Genomic DNA, 20,355 nt, shown 5'->3' with positions numbered 1-20,355 from the left:
TCGGTGCGGATCTGCTCGGTGCCGGTGAGCCGGAGCTCGGTCGAGCCGAACTCCTCGGTGCGCCGGGTGTTGAGCGCCTCGGCGCGGCGGGCCAGTTCGGCGGCCCCGTGGACGCGGGAACGTACGACGTGCTGCGCCGCCGGCTGGGCGACCGGGCCGCCGAACTGGCCCGCCGCGCCGAGGCGCTCAACACCCGGCGCACCGAGGAGTTCGGCTCGACCGAGCTCCGGCTCACCGGCACCGAGCAGATCCGCACCGAGCAGGCGTCGGTCCCCCGCGACCTGGTGGCCGTCGGCGGCCGGCTGCTGTTCGGCTTCGAGCGGGGGCCGGGCGCGACCGGGACCGCCGAGGTGTCCGACGTACTCGCCCTGTACGGGCCCGAGCTGGACGCCCCCGTGGCGGGCGGGCCGCCGGCCGACGAGGACTTCGTCCGCGAGTTCACCGCCCTGCACCGCTACTACCGCGACGCCCGGCTGCTGCGGCTGCGCCGGGTGGACGGGAAGCTGCTCGCCGTCTTCCGCACCGGCGAGAGCGCGGACGGCATCCGCGTGCTGCGCTGGGCGCTCGCCGCGGACGGTTCGCCGGGCGCCTTCCTCGACGCGCGCGGCGACCGCGACCACGTCTTCCCGCCGTCGCACGACTTCACCTGGACCGTCGCGGGCCGCGAGTCGCACGTACCGGGCCGGCACCCGCACATCGCGGTGGGCGGCGACGGCGACGGCGCACGGGCCGTCCTGTTCGTCGACACGCTCGGCGGCACCCTCACCGTCAAGACGGAGAACGACACCGACACCCCGCACGGCATCTACGAGGAACCGGTCACCGAACCCCTCCAGTCCCTCGCCGACGCCGAGGTGGAGCACGCCACGATCGGCCCGCTGGTCCTGCTCCGGATCCGCCCGTACAACGAGGAGTCCTGGCGGCACCTGGTCTTCAACACGCTGCTCGGCACCGTGCTGCGGCTGGACGGCATCGGCCCGGCCTGCCACCGCCTGCCGGAGGACCAGGGGATCATCTTCCCCGGCGGCTACTACCTCACCACCGGCACCGCCAAGACCTTCGACATCGCCGAGCCGCTCTCCGCCCCGCTCTTCGAGGGCGCCGTCCGCTCCCCGAACGGCGAGGACGTCCTGTACGTCTTCCGCTCCCCCGACGACGGCCGCAGCCTGCTCCTGCCGTACAACCTGATCCGGCAGGAGGTCGCCACCCCGCTCCAGGGCCGCGGCCACGCCCTGCTCGACGACGGCACGCTCGTCCTGCTGCGCACCACCGCCACGGGCGACGAACCGGCCCGGGTCCACCCGGTGCAGCGCTGGCACACCCCGTACGTCTCCGACACCCACGCCGCCTCCCGGCCCGCCGCCGACGGGCCGCTCGCCCGGGTCGGCAACGCCGATCTGGTGCGCGGCATCTCCGACTGCCTGGCCCTCGCCCACGGCGCCACCGAGACCACCCCGACCGCCGCCGTGTACGCCCGGCTGGTCGCGGACTGCGTCCGTGCCACCGACCGCTACCACTGGCTCACCGATCCCGAACTCGGCACGCTCGCCGACCCGTTGGCCGAACTCAGGGCCACCGCCGAGCAGGTGCTGACCGAGTTCGAGACGGTGCGGGAGCTGACCCGGCAGGCCGCCGACGCACTGGCCGAGGCCACCGAGCACATCACCGCGCTCGTCCGCCGCAGCCGCGGCGAGGTCCCGCGCACGGCCGCCGAGTGGGTGGACCGGCTCACCGAACTGCGCCGCGCCCACGGCCATGTGGCGACCCTCGCCGAGATGCGGTACGCGGACACCGAACGCGTTGCGGAACTCTCCGCCGACACCGCCGCCGACATCGAGGCGGTGGCCCGGCGCGCCGTCTCCTTCCTCGCCCGGGACGACGCCTTCGCCGGCTACCACGAGGACATCGCCCGCCTCACCGCCGAGGCGTCCGCGCTCGCCACCGTCGCGGACGCGGCGGCGCTCGGCGACCGGCTGACGAAGACGACGGAGGGGCTCGGCACCGTCACGGACGTCGTCGCCGGGCTCGACATCGGCGACGCCACGGTCCGGACCTCCATCCTGGAGCGGATCGCGGAGGTGCTCGGCGGGGTCAACCGGGCCCGCGCCACACTCGACGCGCGCCGCCGCGAACTGCTCGACCACGAGGGCCGGGCCGAGTTCGCCGCCGAGTTCGCGTTGCTCGGGCAGGCCGTCACGGGGGCGATCGCCGCCGCCGACACCCCGGACGCCTGCGACGACCAGCTCGCCCGGCTGCTCGTGCGGCTGGAGGACCTGGAGTCGCGGTTCGCCGAGTTCGACGACTTCCTCACCGAACTGGCCGAGCGGCGGACCGAGATCCACGAGGCGTTCTCGGCCCGCAAGCAGACCCTGCAGGACGCCCGCGCCCGGCGGGCGGAGCGGCTGGCCGAATCCGCGGCCCGCATCCTGGAGACGGTCTCCCGGCGGGTGTCGGCCCTGGCCGACCCGGACGCCGTCCACACCTACTTCGCCTCCGACCCGATGGTCGCCAAGATCCGCCGCACCGCGGACGAGCTGCGGGAACTCGGCGACCCGGTGCGCGCGGAGGAACTCGACGGGCAACTGCTGGCCGCCCGGCAGGAGGCCGGCCGGGCCCTGCGCGACCGCAGCGAGCTGTACGCGGACGGCGGTGCCACGATCCGGCTGGGCCGGCACCGGTTCGCGGTGAACACCCAGCCCTTCGACCTCACGCTCGTCCCGCACGGGGACCGGCTCTCGTTCGCGCTCACCGGCACCGACTACCGGGCGCCGGTCACCGACCCGGGGTTCGAGGAGACCCGCCCGTACTGGGAGCAGACCCTCCCCTCCGAGTCCCCGCACGTCTACCGGGGCGAGCACCTGGCGGCCCGGCTGCTGGCCGAGCGAGGCGCGGACTCCCTGGCCGCCCTGTCCCCGGACGAACTCGCCGCGCTGGTGAGGGAGTCGGCCGCCGCCGCGTACGACGAGGGGCATCAGCGCGGGGTGCACGACGAGGACGCCACCGCGATCCTCGCCGCCCTGCTGCGGCTGCACCCGGCGGCCGGTCTGCTGCGCCGGCCGCCCGCCGTGCGCGCGGCGGCGCAACTCTTCTGGGCATACGGCACGGACGAGGGCCGGCGCGCCTCGTGGACCCGGCGGGCGGTCTCGCTCGCCCGCGCCCGCGACACGTTCGGCCTCGCCCCGGCCGTCGACGCCCTCCAGCGGGAGTGGGCGGACGTCATCCGGGACGACAACTCCTGGACCACACCGGCCACTTGGGACGAAGGCGCGAAGACCGACGGCACCACGCACGACGGCATCACGTCCGACGGGACCGGCCCTGGGAGCACCGGTGCGGTCGACCCGGCGGCCGTCGCCGAGTACCTCTTCGAAGAATTGACAAGCGGCCCGGCCGGTTTCGTCACCAGCGCCACCGCCCGCACGTTCCTCGACAAGTTCCGCCGCACAACCGGAACTTCGGCCTACGACGACGACCTCGCCGCCCTCGGCGAAGACCTCCCCGCCCGCCGTCAACTTGTCGAGGGCTGGCTCACCTCGTACGCCGCCGCGAGCGGCACCCCGCTCGACGCGGGGGATTTGGCCGAGTCGGTCGCCGTGGAGCTCTGCCCGGAACCGGTGCTCGAACGGTACGAGTGCGAGGCCCCGCTCACCGAGCGGGTGGACGGCCTGCTCGGCACCCACCCGCGCATCGACCGGGGCACGCTGACCGTCCGCATCGACGAACTCCTCGCCCGCACCGCCGGGTTCCGCGCCCGTGCCGTCCCCGGCTTCCGGGCCTACCAGCGCCGGCGCACCGCCCTCGTGGACGCCGAGCGGTCCCGGCTGCGGCTGGACGACCTCCGGCCGCGCGTCATGTCGGCGTTCGTCCGCAACCGGCTGCTGGACGAGGTGTACCTGCCGCTGATCGGCGACAGCCTCGCCAAGCAGATCGGCACCGCCGACGCGGACCGGCGCACCGACTCGCAGGGCCTGCTGCTGCTCGTCTCGCCGCCCGGCTACGGCAAGACGACGCTGATGGAGTACGTCGCCGACCGGCTGGGCCTGGTCCTCGTCAAGATCAGCGGGCCCAACCTCGGCCACGACGTGACCTCGCTCGACCCGGCCCAGGCCCGCACCGCGACCGCCCGCCAGGAGATCGAGAAGATCAACTTCGCGCTGGAGTCCGGCAACAACACCCTGCTCTACCTCGACGACATCCAGCACACCTCGCCCGAACTGCTCCAGAAGTTCATCCCGCTCTGCGACGCCACCCGCCGCATCGAGGGCGTCAGGGACGGCGAACCGCGCAGCCACGACCTGCGGGGCAAGCGGTTCGCGGTGTGCATGGCGGGCAACCCGTACACGGAGTCGGGGGCCAGGTTCCGCATCCCCGACATGCTCGCCAACCGGGCCGACGTCTGGAACCTCGGCGAGGTGCTGAGCGGGCGCGAGGACGTCTTCGCGCTGAGCTTCGTGGAGAACGCGCTGACCGCCAACCCGGTGCTCGCCCCGCTCGCCGGGCGTTCCCGCGAGGACCTCGCACTGTTCGTACGACTGGCCTCCGACGATCCCTCGGCCCGCGCGGACCGGCTCGAACACCCCTACCCGCCCGCCGACGTGGAACGGATCGTCGCCGTCCTGCGCCATCTGCTGACCGCCCGGGAGACGGTGCTGGCCGTGAACGCCGCGTACATCGCGTCGGCGGCGCAGACGGACGCGACGCGCACCGAACCTCCGTTCCGGCTCCAGGGCTCCTACCGCGACATGAACAAGATCGCGGCGCGGATCGTGCCGGTGATGAACGCGGCGGAGATCGACGCCGTCATCGACGACCACTACGCGGGCGAGGCCCAGACGCTGACCTCGGGCGCCGAGTCGAACCTGCTCAAACTGGCCGCGCTGCGCGGCCGGCTCACCGACGCACAGTCCGCGCGCTGGTCGGAGATCACCGCCTCCTACGTGCGCACGCAGGCGCTCGGCGGACCGGACGGCGACCCCATGACCCGGGCCGTCGCCGCGCTGGGCCTGCTCGCGGACCGGATCGCGGCGGTCGAGTCGGCCATCGTCCGGGTCGCCGACCCGCGCCATCTGCTCACCAACCCGCAGGCCCGGCACGCGGCACCGCATGCCGACCCGTCGTCGCACGGCGACTGACGGCGACCGACGGCGGATCGTCCGACGCACTCCCACTGCCCACGGAGGAGAGGAGCAAGGCATGCTGGGACACGTGCCTCAGCTTCCCCAGCAGCCCCAACGTTCCCCGTTCAGCGGACACATGGTCGTCTGCGGCGACGACGCACTGGCCCGGCGGCTCGCCGTCGAGCTGCGCTACGTGTACGGGGAGCGGGTCACCCTCGTCCTGCCGCCCGGCCGCGACGACCGCAGGCCCGAACTGCCGCTGGCCGGACGGGGCCTGGCGGCGGCGCTGTTCGGCCGGATGTCCTCGGCGATGAACCGGGCCGGCGGCACCGGCGGGGGCGGGGCCGACGCCCTCGGTGACGACACCAACGCCGGTGTCGAGGCCGTCCGCGTCACGGAGGCGGCGGAGCCGTCCGACGAGGCGCTGGAGGAGGCGGGCGTCGGATCGGCCGCCGCGCTGGCGCTGGTCTACGAGGACGACGAGCGCAACATCCGCGCCGCGCTGACCGCCCGCCGCATCAACCCCCGCCTCCGGCTGGTCATCCGGCTCTACAACCGCAAGCTGGGCCAGCACCTGGAGGCCCTGCTCGACCAGGCCGCCGCCCTCGCCGTGCCCGGCCTGGACCGGGCCGCCCTGGACGCCTCCACCACCGTCCTGTCCGACGCCGACACTGCGGCCCCCGCCCTCGCCGCGACCGTCCTCACCGGCTCCAGCAAGGTCATCCAGGCGGAGGGCCTGCTGCTGCGCGCCGCCGAACGCACTCCACCCGGCGAGGGGCAGATCGCCGATCCCGGCCTGTGCACCCTCGCGCTGCTCTCCTCCACCACCCATGACCCGGCGGGCACCGAGGGCTCCGACAGCAGCGGCGCCGAGGGACCCCAACTACTGCCGGACGAGCGGCAGTTGTCCGCCGCGACGGACCGGGGCACGGTGGTCCTGGAGGCGGTCAGCCAGGCGGGCCCGTCCGGGCCGACGCCCCGGATGGGCGGCCGGGGGGCACCGCTGAGCCAGGTCTTCTCGCGGCGGCTGCGCTGGTCGGCGCTGGGCGTCGGGCTGGCCGTGGTGGGCCTCGCCGTCGCCTCGACGCTCAGCACCGGCGACGACCCGCTGCACGCCGCGTACCTCACGCTGCTCGACCTGTTCGCGATGGGCGACCCGGCGGTCGGCGAGCCGACGGCCCGCCAGCTCATCCAACTCCTTTCCGGAGTAGCCGGTTTGATGCTGCTGCCGCTGCTCGTGGCGGGCGTGCTGGAGGCGTTCGGCTCGATCCGCACGGCGTCGTCCCTGCGCCGCCCGCCGCGCGGCCTGTCCAACCACGTGGTGCTGCTCGGCCTCGGCAAGATCGGCACGAGGGTCCTCGTCCGGTTGCGCGAGCTCGGCATCCCGGTGGTGTGCGTGGAGGACGACCCGGACGCGCGCGGCATCCCCGTGGCCCGGCGGCTGCACGTACCGGTGGTCCTGGGCGATGTCACCCAGGAGGGCGTCCTGGAGGCGGCGAAGATCCAGCGCGCCCGCGCGCTCCTCGCCCTGACCAGCATCGACACCACCAACCTGGAGGCCGCGCTGTACGCCCGCTCGGTCAAGCACGACCTGCGGGTGGCCCTGCGCCTGTACGACGACGAGTTCGCCACCGCCGTCTACCGCACCCTGCGCACCGCCCATCCGCAGGCCGTGACCCGGTCCCGCTCCGTCTCCCACCTGGCCGCCCCGACCTTCGCGGTCGCCATGATGGGACGCCAGATCCTGGGCGCGATCCCGGTCGAGCGGAAGGTGATGCTGTTCGCGGCGATCGAGGTGGCGGGCCATCCGCAGCTGGAGGGCCGCACGGTGGAGCAGGCGTTCCGGGCCGGTGCCTGGCGGGTCCTCGCCCTGGACGCCACCCCGCCCGAGGACCGCCTCCCGGACCTGGCCATCTCCTCCCCGGCCTCCCCCGACCGCCCGTCCGGCCTGGTCTGGGACCTGCACCCCGGGTACGTGCTGCGCCCCCAGGACCGCGTGGTGATCGCCGCGACCCGTCGCGGCCTGGCCGAACTGCTCCGCCGACGCCGCCCGGTGACGCCGACGAGACCGTGACGGGGCCCTGACGAGGACGGGCCGGGGACGGGCCGGGCCCGCGAAAACCGGGCGACCGGAAGGCCGGGCGGGCGGAAGGCCGGGGCCCGGCGGAAATCCGGGTGCCCGGCGTCCGCCCGCCCGGCCTTCCGGTCCCCTACCCTCCCCCCATGGACACCGACGCCCCCGACCTCCTCAACGTGATCGACATCGAGGCGACCTGCTGGGACGGGCAGCCGCCGCCCGGCGCGGTCGGCGAGATCATCGAGATCGGGCTGACCGTCGTCGACCTGCGCGCGGCCGCCGCGGCCTCCCCCGCCCGGACGGGGTCGAGGAAGCCGATGATCCCGGGAAGGATCGCCCGCCACCGCATCCTGGTCCGGCCGGCCCGGTCCGGGGTCAGCGACTTCTGCACCGAACTGACCGGCCTCACCCAGGCCGAGGTGGACACGGGGGTCTCCTTCGCCGAGGCCTGCCGACTGCTGGCGGCCGAGCACCACGCGGGGTCCCGGCCCTGGGCGAGCTGGGGCGACTACGACCGCAACCAGTTCACCCGCCAGTGCCGGGCGACCGGCACCCCGTACCCGTTCGGCCACCGCCACACCAACGCCAAGATCCCCTTCACCGCCGCCCACGGCCTGCGCAAGCGCCCCGGCATGGCCCGCGCCCTGGAGATCGCGGGCCTCCCCCTGGAGGGCCGCCACCACAGCGGCGCGGACGACGCCTGGAACATCGCGGCCCTGATCCTGGACCTCGCGGCCCGGAACGCCTGGCCGGGGGAGGCCACCGCCTGACGAGCCGGCCGGGGCACCCCGCGCGAGCACCGACCGGGACCGCCCGCGCGGCACGCCTCAGAGCACGCCGCCCATGGCCCCGCGCACCTCGTCCAGCGTCGCCCCGGCGATCTCGACGGCGCGCTCGTTCCCGGCCCGGAGCACCGACCGCACGTACCCCATGTCCCGCGCGTACTCGGCCCGCCGGGCCCGGATCGGCGCCATCCTGGCGTTGACGGCCTCGGCCACCGTCCGCTTGAGGGCCGCCGCGCCGCCCCCGCCGATCTCCTCCGCCACCGCGTGCGGGTCGCGGTCCAGGCAGAGCGCCGCCAGCAGCACGAGCGACGACACCCCGGGCCGGGTCTCCGGTTCGTACGTGATGTGCCGCTCGGCGTCCGTCCTCGCCCCCTTGATCAGCCGGGCCGTCTCGTCGGCGGTGGCGCCGAGCGCGATGGAGTTGCCCCGGCTCTTGCTCATCTTGGTGCCGTCGGTGCCCAGGAGCAGCGGCGCGGCGGAGAGCAGCGCGTCCGGTTCGGGGAGCACCGCCCCGTACCGCTCGTTGAAGCGGCGGGCGACGGTCCGGGTCACTTCGAGGTGCGGCAGCTGGTCCTGCCCGACCGGCACCAGGTTCCCCTTGCAGAACAGGATGTCGGCGGCCTGGTGCACGGGGTACGTGAACATCAGCCCGCTGACGGCGGACTGCCGGGAGTGCGCGATCTCGTCCTTGACGGTGGGGTTGCGGTTCAGCTCGGCGACGGAGACGAGGCTGAGGAAGGGCAGCATCAGCTGGTTCAGCGCGGGCACGGCGCTGTGGTTGAAGACCGTCGAACGTGCCGGGTCGATGCCGACGGCCAGGTAGTCCAGCAGCATCGCCTCCATGTGCCCGGTGAGCCGGTCGGCGACGTCCCGGTCGGTGAGCACCTGGTAGTCGGCGATGATCACGAAGACGTCCACCCCGAGGTCCTGGAGCCGGACGCGGTTGTGGAGGGTGCCGAAGTAGTGCCCGAGGTGCAGCGGCCCGGTGGGCCGGTCCCCGGTCATCACCCGGAACCGCTCCGGGGCCCGCCGGATCTCCTCCTCCAGTTCGGCACTGCGCCGCCGGGCGGACACGGCGGCGGCGGACACGGACTCGACGGCGGCGGATCCGTCGGCGGTGGCGGTGGCGGTGTTCATGGGATCTCTCTCCTCGCGGTGCTGGTTGCGTGGAGGACGGCCCGCCGGGATCGGCATCCGCACCCGTACGAGGGCAGAGAAGAGGGCCGTCCGTTTCGAACGGCCCTGATTCCGTGCAGAGGGAAGGCGGCCGCTCCTAGAAGGAGCGCCACCAGTTCCGGCACGGTGCAGAAGTCATGGGGCAAACCCTAACGCGTCCCGCCGCCCGGGACACCGGTCTTTCCGGCCTTGCGCCCCCGTGCGGCAGCGCAAGGTCATGTGGCATACGGGTTGCTGATGGTGTGATGACGGCGTGCTGTGGCCAGCACCCGCTCCGGGAACCGCGGTCCCGCGATGTAGTGGCGGCCTTTCGTCCGGCCCACGGCCGTCAGCAACTGCGCCTTGGTGAGTGCCTGCAGGTCCCGTGTGGCCTGCTGTGTGTTGAGCGCTTCGGCCTTCTCGTAGCGGCTGCGTCGCACCCGGCCGACCATCGCCACCTCGTGCAGCGCGGTGACCTGTCGCTCCGTGATTCCGTGCGTGCCCGTCTCCTCCATCAACTGCATCCAGCAGTCGTTGGAGCGGTCGACACGGCGCTGTACCCGTTGGGTCTGCTGGTGGTAGGCGAGCAGGTTGAACTTGATCCAGGGCAGGGTGTCGCGCTCCGGTGACCAGACCGGCCCTCCGACCTCTCGCAGCACCTTGTAGTACTCCCAGGTGTTGCCCGGCATGCCCAGCCACTCCTCGATCGAGGAGAACTCGGGAGCGAGAACTCCGCCGCGCGCGATGAGGAGGGTCTGCAGCGAGCGGGACATGCGGCCGTTGCCGTCGGACCAGGGATGGATCTTCACCAGGTTCAGGTGGGCCATGGCGGCACGGAGCAGGACATGGCTGTCCGGGTCCCCTCCGTCGAGCCATGCCACGAGCTCGCTCATGAGCCCGGGAACCTGCTCCTGATCGGGGCCTTCGTAATCGGTGGCGAGTTCGTCGCCCAGTGCGGTGATCCGGATCGAGGTCCTGCGCCACTGCCCGGCGAGCTTGCGGGGGTGATGATGCCCCTGGAGCATCCAGTGCAGGCTGTTGAGGAGTTCCTTGCTGTAGCGGAAATCGGCCGCGTCGTGCAGTGACTGGATGTACGTCATGGCCTGCTGGTAGGCCAGCGTCTCCACCTTGTTCTCGTCGCTGGCCTCGACCTCGCGCTCGCCGTCCATCAAGTCGGCGACGTCCACGGCATCGACCCTGTAGCCCTCGATCGTGTTCGACGCCGCAATGGCACTGGCCGTCAGAGCCTTGCGCAGGTCGAGGGTCCATTTCATCGGAACCTGCTGCACCGCGTGCCGCAGTTGCTCGCGCAGACCGTCGATCTGCTCCAGGACCTGGAGGTCGGCCGAATCCAGGCGTGGCATCCCATACAACATGACGCAATGATACCCAGTGACTATCATTCCTGTCCGACATTCCTTCTTGCCGCCGTCAGGCGTTGGACCAGCCGCGTCGGCAGAGGACGAGCCGGTAGCCGTCCGGGTCCTCGACGGTGACGCCCCACTCGTTCCAGTACGGATTCGGCGAGGGGACGCGGGTGCCGCCGTGGGCCGGCAGCCGCCGCACCGTCCCGTCCGGCACCGGTCCGTCGAAGTACAGGACGAGCAGGTCGTCGTCGGTGGGGCGCGGTTCGACGGGGTGGTCGCCGCCGTGGACGAGTTCGAGGTGCCAGGACGCTTCCGGATGGCCGACCATCAGGAGGTCGTGCGTGCCGGGGGACCGGTCCGCGTCGGCGCGGTACAGGACCGTCAGCCCGAGGCCGTCCGCCCAGAAGCGTTCGGCGGCGAGGTCCCGGGACGGCCGGGCGAGGCGGATGTGGGTCTGTCCGGGCAACGGCACGGCGGGGGCTCCTCCACGGTCGGCGGTGCGCCCGTCCGCGTACCGGCGACCGCAGCGTAGGCGGGCGGGGTGTCGGGCCGCATCGGACCGGAGGGCCGGTCCCGGTGCGGCCCGGGTCCTACGACCTCGGAAAGGCCCGGGGCCCGGGTCGTACGGCTTCAAAAAGGCCGGGGCGGCCGCCGGGACGGATGGCGCGTCGCGCGGTCGGCCCGGGCCCGCGCCCCCGCGTTTTCCCGTGCGACGGGCTGGGGTGAAACATCCCGCCGCCCCCGGCGCATCTAAAGGGTGTGGATGACGGGGCAAGGGGGAGGGTGGCGGATGAGACGGTCCCAGGAGAACGCCTTCCGGGAGTTCGCGGCGGCCCGCATGGGCCATCTCTTCCGTTCGGCGTGCCTGTTGACCAGCGGCGACACTCATCTCGCCGAGGATCTGGTGCAGGAGACGCTGGGGCGGATGTACGTGGTGTGGGGCAGGTCGTCGAAGCTCGGCAATCCGGCGGCGTACGCCCAGACCGTGCTCGTACGGGTCTTCCTGGCGCACCAGCGGAAGCGTTCGGCGGGAGAGCGGCCGAGCGACGACCTTCCCGAGGGGACGGGGACGGCCGCGCAGGGTGACGCCCCGCTGCGGCTCACGCTCCTGGACGCGCTGCGGAAGCTGCCGGCGAAGGACCGGGCGGTGGTCGTGCTGCGGTACTGGGAGGACCGGTCCGTCACGGAGACCGCGGACGTCCTCAACGTCAGCTCCGCGGCGGTACGCACCCGCAGCACCCGCGCCCTCGCCCGGCTGAGGGAACAACTGGGCGACAGCATCGGAGAGCTCGCCGCGCACTGATCGGCCCGGCCGACGACGACGAGAAAGGGTGGTGATTCGGCATGTCCGGAACGCAGGAGGACCTGGACGCCTTCGAGGGCGGGCTCGGTGACGCGCTGCGCCGCACCGGGGAGGGTTTCGCCATGGAAGGGCGCCCGCTGGTGGACGGCGGCGTCATGCGCGGCCGGCGGAGGCTGCGACGCAGGCGGGTCGCGGCCGTGACCGGCAGCGTCGCGGCGCTCGCGGTCGTGGGATTCGGGGCGTCGTACGCCACGGGGGCGCTCGGCGACGGCCCGGGGCACAACAGGTCGGGTGTGGCCGCGGGGCCGGGGACGCAGGAGACCCTTCCCGCGGCGAAGACGTCGCCCGGCAAGGGGCCGCAGCTCTCGGCGCAGCAGGTGATCGAGAGGCTGGAGGGGCTGCTGCCGGAGGGGAAGGTCAGCAAGCGGTCGGGGCGCGGCACGGCCGACCGGGGCGGGCCGTCGGCGCACCTCGTCCTCGACGACGGCAGGGGCGGGGCCGCGATCGGTGTGAGCGTGAAAGCCGTGGACCCGGGCGGCATGGAGGCGGAACAGCGGCTCGCATGCCCGGACAAGGTCTTCACGCCCTACGACTCCTGCCGGACGGAGACGCTGGCCGACGGTTCGCGCCTGACGGTGCTGCGCGGGTACGAGTACCCCGACAAGCGCGTGGACACCAAGTGGTGGAACGCCTATCTCGTGACCCCCGACGGATACGCGGTCGACGCCAGCGAGTGGAACGCACCCGCGGAGAAGGATGCCGCCGTCACCCGGGACACGCCCCCGCTCACGGCGGACCGGCTGAAGGCGCTCGTCACCTCCGACACGTGGCGGCCCGTGATGAACGCGCTGGGCAGGGCGGTCCCGGAGCCGACCCGGCAGCCGCCGGCGCAGGAACAGGACGGCCGGACGATCCTGAAGAAGCTCAAGTCGCTGCTGCCCCCGTCCGCGAAGGTGACCGACGGACGCGGTGACGACGGATACGCGTACGTCGTCGTGGACGACGGCAGGGGCGCGAGCCTGGTGCAGATCAACGTGCAGCCGAACATGTCGGACGTGGAGGAGTCGCTGTTCGGGGCCGGGACGGAGGTGCTGCCGGACGGGACGAAGGTCGTCACGCGTCAGGGCCCCGGCGAGAAGGGCGGCGCGGGTGTGGTGATGTGGACCGCCGACACCATCCGTCCGGACGGCCTCCGGGTCGTGGTGTCCGCGTTCAACTCCGGTTCCCAGAACACGAAGGCCACACGGAAGACGCCCGCACTGACCATGCGGCAGCTGAAGTCGATCGCGACGAGCGGGAAGTGGATCGCGAAGTAGGGAGGCGGGGCGCCGGGCCGCATCGGGCCCGGCGCCTCCGTCGGCCGTCCTACAACCGCCCCAGCACCTCGTCGAACGCCTTGCTCCAGCCCTCCTCCGGGCCCCGGTTGTCCTCCGCCCTCGACAGGAGCAGGACCCTGGCGGGCACACCGGCCGCCGCGTGGGCGGCGAGCCGGTGGTGGCCGTCCAGGACGACGGCGACCAGGAAGCGCTCGGGGTGCTCGGCCTCCACGTAGCTGTCCTCGACCCAGGCCAGGGCCAGGGCGGTGGGGCGGCGGCCCGCCGCGATCGCCGAGGCGTGCCGGGCCACCGTGTCCGCGTCGAGCGCGTCCAGGGGCTGGGACGGGAGCAGCACCCCGTACGTCGGGACCTCGCCGGGGACGGGGTCGCGCAGCTGGAAGTGGCCGGTGCCCGGCCAGTCCCCGCAAGGGTCCTCGCCGTACCGCTCGTCGTCCGCCCGCAGCCCGTGGCGCCGGGTCGTCCAGGACGCGGCAGGGTCGGTCACCCGCTCCAGGTCGAGGTCGAGCAGGTGGGCCCGGTAGTGGCCGGACGGAAGCTCCTCGACGATCGGGGCCACCGCGTCGAGGACACCGCCGCCCAGGCCGCCCACACCGGCCGAGTCGTCCACGCCGGCCAGATCGTCCACGTCGGCCAGTGCGGTGCGCAGGCGGTCCGCGCCCGCCCGGGCCGTCCGGGGCGGCCAGCCGAGCAGGCGCAGGGTCGTCTCACAGGTCCCGCAGTCCGAACCGACGTGGTAGACCCGCTCCCCGTCGATCCGCAGGGACTTGTCCCAGCGGGGCCAGGAGGAGCCGGGTGCGGGCGGGTCGTAGTCGATCCGGACGCGGCCCCGGCCGTCATCGAGGGTGAAGTGCGCACGGCGCGGCGAATCGAGGGCGAGGGGGCCGATCGACGGGGCGCGGCGGTGCTCCGGGGACCGCCGTGCCCAGGCGCGGCGCAGGGCCTCGCCGTGGTCGCCGTCCGGGGGAGTCGGGGGAAGCAGCGGGTCCTGGCCGGTCAGGGCGACCAGGGCGTGGTGCGCGTCCCAGCCCGGGACCCGTCCCTCCTCCAGTTCCCGCAGGAGGTGGGGTATCGCAGCGGGGTCGCCCAGCAGCTCCAGGGCCACGACGAAGGCGCCGTGGTCCAGGCCCGTCAGACCGGGCAGACGCCGTGCGATCGGGACCGTCCGCTCCCGCGCCCCGAGCCGCCCCAGCGCCAGGGCCGCGCGCCCGCGCAGGCGCTCGTCGTCCAGCAGCCCGTCGAGGAACGGTGCGAAACCGAGGTCCTCGGACAGTCCCATCGCGTCCACCAGGGGCACCACCGCACCGAGCTCCCCGGCGAGCCGGTGCAGCTCGGCCGCCGGGAGCCTCAGCCGCCGCTGCACCGCCGTGCCCAACAGCTCCTCCGCGCCATCCCCGCCGGTCGTGCCCAGCAGGCGCAGGAACACCGGTACGGCCTGTTCGCCGAGGGCCCCGAGCAACCAGGAGAGGTGACGCCGCTCGGCCTTCGACGCCCGGCCGTAGCGGGCCCCGATCGCGTCGGCCAGCCCGGCGGGCGCCTCCTCGGCCAGCGCGGACAGGGCGCTCCAGTCGCCGCCCGCCGCGAGCGACGCGTCCAGGCGCGCCCCCACGGTGCCGTCCGTACCGGTCTCCTGCGCGCCGGTGCCGCCCGCACCCGTGCAGCCCGTACCCGTGCCGTCCTCACCGACGCCGTCCACGTCCCCGCCCCGTTCCGCCCGCATCACTTCTTGGCGTGCTCGCCGACGTAGAACAGGATCCAGACGAAGCCCGCGAAGAGGTGCGTGGCGAAGACGTACACGAAAACGCGCAGTGCGACACCGCGCTCCTTCCAGCGCTCGCTCCCGCCGCCGTTCTCGCTCACAGTGCCACCTCCGTCCGGGCCCGGACCCGGCCCCGGCCCGCGCGTACCGATTCAGGGTACGCGCGGGCCGGAACCTCTCCGCGGACCGTGGAATAGGTCAGGGGGGCACTCCGTTGTAGGGTGTGTTCACATAGTTCAATGTTCAACCAAACTAGGTTTCTGGAGGCGGGCCATGGAGTTCGGCATCTTCACCGTCGGAGACGTCACCACCGACCCGACGACCGGCAGGACCCCGACCGAGAACGAGCGGATCAAGGCCACTCTCGCCATCGCGCAGAAGGCGGAGGAGGTCGGCCTGGACGTCTTCGCGACCGGCGAGCACCACAACCCGCCGTTCGTCCCGTCCTCCCCGACCACCACGCTCGGCTACATCGCCGCCCGCACCGAGAAGCTGATCCTCTCCACGTCCACCACGCTGATCACCACCAACGACCCGGTGAAGATCGCCGAGGACTACGCGACGCTCCAGCACCTCGCGGACGGCCGCGTCGACCTGATGATGGGCCGCGGCAACACCGGACCGGTCTACCCCTGGTTCGGCAAGGACATCCGCCAGGGCATCCCGCTCGCCATCGAGAACTACGCCCTGCTGCACAAGCTGTGGCGCGAGGACGTCGTCGACTGGGAGGGCAAGTTCCGCACGCCGCTGCAGTCCTTCACCGCGACCCCGCGCCCGCTGGACGGCGTCCCGCCGTTCGTCTGGCACGGCTCGATCCGCTCGCCGGAGATCGCCGAGCAGGCCGCGTACTACGGCGACGGCTTCTTCCACAACAACATCTTCTGGCCCATCGAGCACACGAAGAAGATGGTGAACCTGTACCGGCAGCGCTACGCCCACTACGGGCACGGCACCGCCGAGCAGGCCATCGTCGGCCTCGGCGGCCAGGTGTTCATGCGGAAGAACTCGCAGGACGCGGTACGGGAGTTCCGTCCGTACTTCGACAACGCGCCGGTCTACGGGCACGGACCCTCCCTGGAGGACTTCTCCCGGCAGACGCCGCTGACCGTCGGCTCCCCGCAGGAGGTCATCGAGCGGACCCTGTCCTTCCGGGACGCCGTCGGGGACTACCAGCGCCAGCTGTTCCTGATGGACCACGCGGGTCTGCCGCTGAAGACGGTCCTGGAGCAGCTCGACATCCTGGGCGAGGAGGTCGTCCCGGTGCTGCGCAAGGAGTTCGCCGACCTGCGGCCGGCCGGGGTCCCGGACGCCGCCCCCGCGCACCCGGCCGTCGTCGCCGCCCGCACCGCCACGAAGGAGGTCTGACCACCGTGTCCACCGAGCCCACCGCGTTCACCACCGAGCCGCTGCGGATCGTCGCCGTCTCGGCGGGCCTGAGCAGCCCCTCCTCGACCCGGCTGCTGGCCGAGCGGCTGGCCGGCGCCGCCCGCGAGCGGCTGCTGACCGAGCAGGACCGCACCGTCGAGGTCCGCGTGATCGAGCTGCGCGACCTGGCCGTCGACATCGCCAACCACCTGGTCACCGGTTTCCCGCCGGCCGCCCTGGACGAGGCGATCAAGGAGGTGACGCAGGCGGACGGCCTGATCGCCGTCTCGCCCGTCTTCACCGCCTCGTACAGCGGACTGTTCAAGTCGTTCTTCGACCTGATCGACAACACGGCGCTGACCGGCAGGCCCGTCGTCGTCGCGGCGACCGGCGGCACCGCCCGCCACTCGCTGGTCCTGGAGCACGCGATGCGTCCGCTCTTCGCCTACCTGCGGGCCACCGTCGCCCCGACGTCCGTGTACGCGGCGTCGGAGGACTGGGGCTCGTCCGGCGACGAGTACACCGACGGCCTGCCGTCCCGCATCCGGCGGGCGGGCAACGAGCTCGCGGCCATGATCACGGGCGGCCGGGCCCGGTCCGGGGCGTCGCGGGTGCTCGGGCTCGACGACGAGGTCGTGCCCTTCGAGCAGCAGCTCGCCGACCTCCGCCTGGACTGACCGCACCCCTGCGGCCGGGCCGGTGCCCCCGCCCGGCCCGGCCGACACCCCCGTGGCCGGGCCGGTAACCCGACCGGCCCGGCCACGGGGACCCCGCCACCGGCAGCTCTGCCCGGTTTGATTAGAGTTGGGGCGAAAGATGCGTCGTACGACTTTCTTTCCGTACGACGCCTCTGCGCACTGAGCCGAACCGAGCTGGAGGCAGTGATGGGCAGGATCGTGGTGGGCGTTGACGGCTCCGAGTCGTCGATCAAGGCACTGCACTGGGCCGTGCGCCAGGCGGAGCTGACCGGTGACACGGTGGAGGCCGTCAACAGCTGGGAGTACCCCGCGACGAGCTGGGCGTCGATGATGCCGGGCATGCCGGAGGACTTCGACCCGCAGGCCCTGGCGACCGTGTCCCTCAACGAGGCGCTGGAGGAGGCCCTGGGTGCCGAGGGCGCGGCGGCGATCAGCAAGATCATTGTGATCGGCAACCCGGCCCAGGCCCTGCTGGACCGCTCGAAGGGCGCGAACCTGCTGGTCGTCGGCGCGCGCGGCTACAGCGGCTTCAAGGCGACCCTGCTCGGCTCGGTCAGCCTGCACGTCACCCAGCACGCGACCTGCCCGGTGACGGTCGTGCGCGACGCGTGACACGACCCGCGTGACGCGAGGGAAGGGGGCCGCCCGGCGGGCGGCCCCCTTCCCCGTACCCGCCCGGCGGGCCCGTGCTCACGCGTTCCGGCGGACCGGGGGCGGTGGCGAGGAGGGCGTCGGCAGCAGGGGCCAGGTCCGGGAGAGCTTCATCGCCGCCTCGGTCACCGCGGGATCGCTCGACCGCTCCACCACCCCCTCCAGGAAGGCGTGGGCCGCCGCCTCGTACAGCTCCTCGGTGGCCCGCACCCGGGCGTCCACCGCCTCCCTGCGCCGGTCCGCACGCTCCTGCGCCGTCAGGGTGAGCGAGCGGGCGCGGTCCACGGCGACCCGGGCCTCCTCCCGCTGCCTGACCCGATCGGCCCGGCGTTCCAGGGCCGAGCGGTACGCGTCCAGGTACGGGTGCTCCTTGAGCAGCCCCAGCAGGAAGCCGACGCCCCCGGACAGGAAGAGCAGCGCCACGAACATCCAGATGATGGTGTCCTGGGACAGATCGAGGCTGTCCGCCAGCGTCTGCGGCTGGGCGAAATCCTCCGCGCCTTTGAAGTCCTTGACGACCTCCGGCGTCTTGGTGGAGTCGGGGCGCCTGAGCACCAGCTTGGCCCGCAGGTAGCCCAGGGTCCAGCCGGAGAACCCCCAGACCCCCAGCAGGGCCAGGGCCGGAAGGGCGGCGGCCTTGAGGGAACCGGTCGCCGCACGGTTGCGCAGGGTCCGCCCCGCCAGGTGCGGCAGCAGCACCATCAGCACGGCGGTGGAGATCGCCAGGGTGCCGGACAGGAAGTCGCTCCCTTTGCTGCCCGTGCCGTGGAAGGGCTGGAAGGCGATCCAGTAGATCGGTATCTCGACCGCCGCGATGACCAGGAGCATCGCCCAGGTCAGCCAGGTGGGCAGGCCCGGGCGGGTCGGCATGCCCTCCCAGCCCGGTTCCTGGCCGGGCGGCGGAACCACACCACCGAGGAGCTCCGGCCCCCGCTCCCCCACCGGGGCCCCGCCCCGGCCGTGGACGGGCCGGCCGGGGTCCGGGTCCCCGGCGGGGTCGAGCGACTGCCAGTCGTCGTCGGACGCACCGTCGTCCGGCACCGGCGCGGGCACGGGATCGTGCCCGTCCCGCCCGGCGGGGTCCTCCCCGGGGCGGGCCCCGGCCGGTTCCCCCGCCGGGCGGGCGGCCCCCTCGTCGTCGCCGGGGAACTCCGCGTCCGGGAACCGGGCCCGGATCCAGCGGCGTTCGACCCGCTCCCGGACCCCGTCGCGGAACCGGTCCCACCGCACCGCACGGGCCGCGAGCCGGTTCAGCTCGCGCCAGGAGGACCGGACCTGCTCGTCGGCCTCCCGCAGCAGATCGTCCTGCAGGCGGCCCTCCACCTCGGCCGCCTCCACGTCCGACCTGGCCCGCGCGTCCCGCAGCAGCTCCCGCTCCTCCCGGTCCGCCGCCTGCTCCCACAGCTGCGCCCGGAGCGTGTCGCGCACGGAGGCGAGTTCGGCGAAGTAGGACGCCCGGCCCGCACTGCCCAGCACCCAGGGGTCGAACGCCCCCGACCGGACGGTCCGGCCGCGCACCAGGAGCCGCTTCCTGCTCACCGCCTCCTTGACCCCGCGCTTGCGGGCCTGCTCGATCAGCCGCCGCTGCTCCCGGTCGGTCAGGACCAGCGGGCGGCGCTCGGGCCCCTCGTCCGGGGCCGTGACCCGGCGGTCCGCGCCCCGGCGCCCGTCCCTCCCGCGCAGCGGCCCCGGAACCCTGGCCCGGCGCCGGCGCGGCTCCCCGGGGTCACTTCCGGTAGTCGTCGTGGACATGCGCCTTCGCCCTCCTGCTCAGAATCTCGGTCCAGAACGCGTCGAACGGCCGGTACTCGCTCGGTTTGGCGTCGTGGCGCATGCCGTAGCCGACGGGGTAGACGTCCATCCCGGCGATCCCCGGCACGCCCCTGGCACCGAGCAGGGTGTCGACGGCCCGTTCGCGGCTCTCGTCCGTCCCGATCTCGCTCACCCGGAGCGTGAACTCCTTGTCGGCCTGCTCGAAGTCGCTCACCACCAGCAGGCTCGGCGTCTCCTTGCCGGACGGCATGGCCTCACCGATCCGCGCCAGGGCGCCGAGCACGTCCGAACCGCCCTGGGTACGGGCGCACTCCAGCATGGTGAGCGCGCCCTGGATCGCTGTGACCCGTACCGACCTGCGCAGGCTGTCGCGGTCGGTGGTCTCGTCGGCCGGCGGGTCGAGGTCGACGTCCGCGACCCGGCAGGAAGAGGTCTGCGACGAGCGGGTCACCGGGGCGAACGCGAGGGTGCCGCAGCTCCGGTCGGTCAGGAAGGGGACCAGCGTGGACTTGAGCTTGGCCTCGGCGTCGAAGCCCCGGCCGCCGGACGCCCCGGAGCCCGATCCGTCGATGACCAGCCCGCACGGCGTGCGGAGGGCCTCGGCGGGCGCGGTGCAGCCGGTGACGGCCGCCGACGACGCCATGAGCGACGCCGCGAGCGCCAGGGCGCGGGCGGTGCGCCGGAAGCGGCCGGACCGGCGCGGCGGCACGGCGGCGGGCGGACGACCGGGCGGGTGGGGCACGTTCATGGCTCTCTCCGTGTTCGTGCGGTGGTTCGCGGTCTCCTGGAGGGCGTCGGCGGTCACCGGACGCCATGCGGTGCGCACCGGGGCGGCGGCCACCGGACGCCGTGCGGCACGCACCGGGGCGGCGGCCGGGGCTTCGACGCCGAGGCCAAGCTCAAGTCCACGCTGGTCCCCTTCCTGACCGACCGGAGCTGCGGCACCCTCGCGTTCGCCCCGGTGACCCGCT

At 73.5% G+C, this 20,355-nt stretch carries 15 protein-coding genes and 1 pseudogene; 9 read left to right on the top strand and 7 right to left on the bottom strand.

What is annotated here, in order from left to right:
- Positions 1 to 107: 107 nt before the first annotated feature.
- The 3 genes from EAO76_RS00330 (at position 108) to EAO76_RS00320 (ending at position 7,964) form a co-directional block, all read left to right on the top strand.
- Positions 108 to 5,132 (top strand): DNA repair ATPase, encoded by a 5,025-nt coding sequence (locus tag EAO76_RS00330; RefSeq protein ID WP_148832026.1) that lies wholly within the window; start codon positions 108 to 110, stop codon positions 5,130 to 5,132.
- Between the two features lie 61 nt (positions 5,133 to 5,193).
- Positions 5,194 to 7,191, top strand: coding sequence for an NAD(P)-binding protein (locus EAO76_RS00325; protein ID WP_148832023.1), 1,998 nt, complete (start codon positions 5,194 to 5,196; stop codon positions 7,189 to 7,191).
- Between the two features lie 149 nt (positions 7,192 to 7,340).
- Positions 7,341 to 7,964, top strand: coding sequence for a 3'-5' exonuclease (locus EAO76_RS00320; RefSeq protein ID WP_148832020.1), 624 nt, complete (start codon positions 7,341 to 7,343; stop codon positions 7,962 to 7,964).
- Positions 7,965 to 8,021: 57 nt separating this feature from the next.
- Here EAO76_RS00320 and trpS read toward each other — a convergent pair whose 3' ends face one another.
- The 3 genes from trpS to EAO76_RS00305 all read right to left on the bottom strand — a co-directional run bounded on the left by trpS (position 8,022) and on the right by EAO76_RS00305 (position 10,973).
- Positions 8,022 to 9,116: a tryptophan--tRNA ligase gene (gene trpS, locus EAO76_RS00315; RefSeq protein WP_148832017.1), complete on the bottom strand. Its 1,095-nt coding sequence runs from the start codon at positions 9,114 to 9,116 to the stop codon at positions 8,022 to 8,024.
- A 254-nt stretch (positions 9,117 to 9,370) separates the two neighbouring features.
- Entirely contained in the window at positions 9,371 to 10,510 is a 1,140-nt protein-coding gene (locus EAO76_RS00310) for a Fic family protein (RefSeq protein WP_148832014.1), read from the bottom strand.
- 55 nt (positions 10,511 to 10,565) lie between these two features.
- A complete protein-coding gene (locus EAO76_RS00305; RefSeq protein ID WP_148832010.1) occupies positions 10,566 to 10,973 on the bottom strand; it encodes a VOC family protein in 408 nt (135 codons plus the stop codon).
- Between the two features lie 318 nt (positions 10,974 to 11,291).
- On the opposite strand from EAO76_RS00305, the gene EAO76_RS00300 reads away from it, so the two are divergent.
- Positions 11,292 to 11,804, top strand: a complete 513-nt coding sequence (locus EAO76_RS00300; RefSeq protein WP_148832008.1) for a SigE family RNA polymerase sigma factor — start codon at positions 11,292 to 11,294, stop codon at positions 11,802 to 11,804.
- A gap of 41 nt (positions 11,805 to 11,845) precedes the next feature.
- Positions 11,846 to 13,120 carry a hypothetical protein gene (locus EAO76_RS00295; RefSeq protein WP_148832004.1) on the top strand — a complete coding sequence of 425 codons (1,275 nt, stop codon included), beginning with the start codon at positions 11,846 to 11,848 and terminating at the stop codon, positions 13,118 to 13,120.
- Between the two features lie 49 nt (positions 13,121 to 13,169).
- Here EAO76_RS00295 and EAO76_RS00290 read toward each other — a convergent pair whose 3' ends face one another.
- Positions 13,170 to 14,858, bottom strand: a complete 1,689-nt coding sequence (locus EAO76_RS00290; RefSeq protein WP_148832001.1) for a hypothetical protein — start codon at positions 14,856 to 14,858, stop codon at positions 13,170 to 13,172.
- Positions 14,858 to 14,998, bottom strand: coding sequence for a DUF6126 family protein (locus EAO76_RS44210; RefSeq protein ID WP_187438403.1), 141 nt, complete (start codon positions 14,996 to 14,998; stop codon positions 14,858 to 14,860). The genes EAO76_RS00290 and EAO76_RS44210 overlap by 1 nt, the downstream gene beginning before the upstream one ends.
- A gap of 172 nt (positions 14,999 to 15,170) precedes the next feature.
- On the opposite strand from EAO76_RS44210, the gene EAO76_RS00285 reads away from it, so the two are divergent.
- From EAO76_RS00285 to EAO76_RS00275, 3 genes are all read left to right on the top strand, one after another.
- Positions 15,171 to 16,262, top strand: a complete 1,092-nt coding sequence (locus EAO76_RS00285; RefSeq protein WP_148831998.1) for an LLM class flavin-dependent oxidoreductase — start codon at positions 15,171 to 15,173, stop codon at positions 16,260 to 16,262.
- A gap of 5 nt (positions 16,263 to 16,267) precedes the next feature.
- The gene (locus EAO76_RS00280; protein WP_148831995.1) at positions 16,268 to 16,939 is read left to right on the top strand and encodes an FMN reductase; all 672 of its coding nucleotides are present in this window, start codon (positions 16,268 to 16,270) and stop codon (positions 16,937 to 16,939) included.
- Between the two features lie 207 nt (positions 16,940 to 17,146).
- Positions 17,147 to 17,572, top strand: coding sequence for a universal stress protein (locus EAO76_RS00275; protein WP_148831992.1), 426 nt, complete (start codon positions 17,147 to 17,149; stop codon positions 17,570 to 17,572).
- A 78-nt stretch (positions 17,573 to 17,650) separates the two neighbouring features.
- Here the strand turns inward: EAO76_RS00275 and EAO76_RS00270 are convergent, their stop codons facing one another.
- Both EAO76_RS00270 and EAO76_RS00265 read right to left on the bottom strand, forming a co-directional pair.
- Complete coding sequence (locus EAO76_RS00270) at positions 17,651 to 19,363, bottom strand: hypothetical protein (RefSeq protein ID WP_148831989.1); 1,713 nt, start codon at positions 19,361 to 19,363, stop codon at positions 17,651 to 17,653.
- Complete coding sequence (locus tag EAO76_RS00265) at positions 19,338 to 20,132, bottom strand: hypothetical protein (protein WP_148831986.1); 795 nt, start codon at positions 20,130 to 20,132, stop codon at positions 19,338 to 19,340. Before EAO76_RS00265 ends, EAO76_RS00270 begins: the two co-directional genes overlap by 26 nt.
- Before the next feature lie 21 nt (positions 20,133 to 20,153).
- Here EAO76_RS00265 and EAO76_RS00260 point away from each other — a divergent pair.
- A pseudogene (locus EAO76_RS00260) lies at positions 20,154 to 20,355 on the top strand (hypothetical protein); the annotation flags it as partial.

Source organism: Streptomyces sp. sk2.1 (assembly GCF_008120935.1).
GTDB lineage: Bacteria > Actinomycetota > Actinomycetes > Streptomycetales > Streptomycetaceae > Streptomyces.
This window is presented reverse-complemented; position numbering and strand designations above follow the sequence as displayed.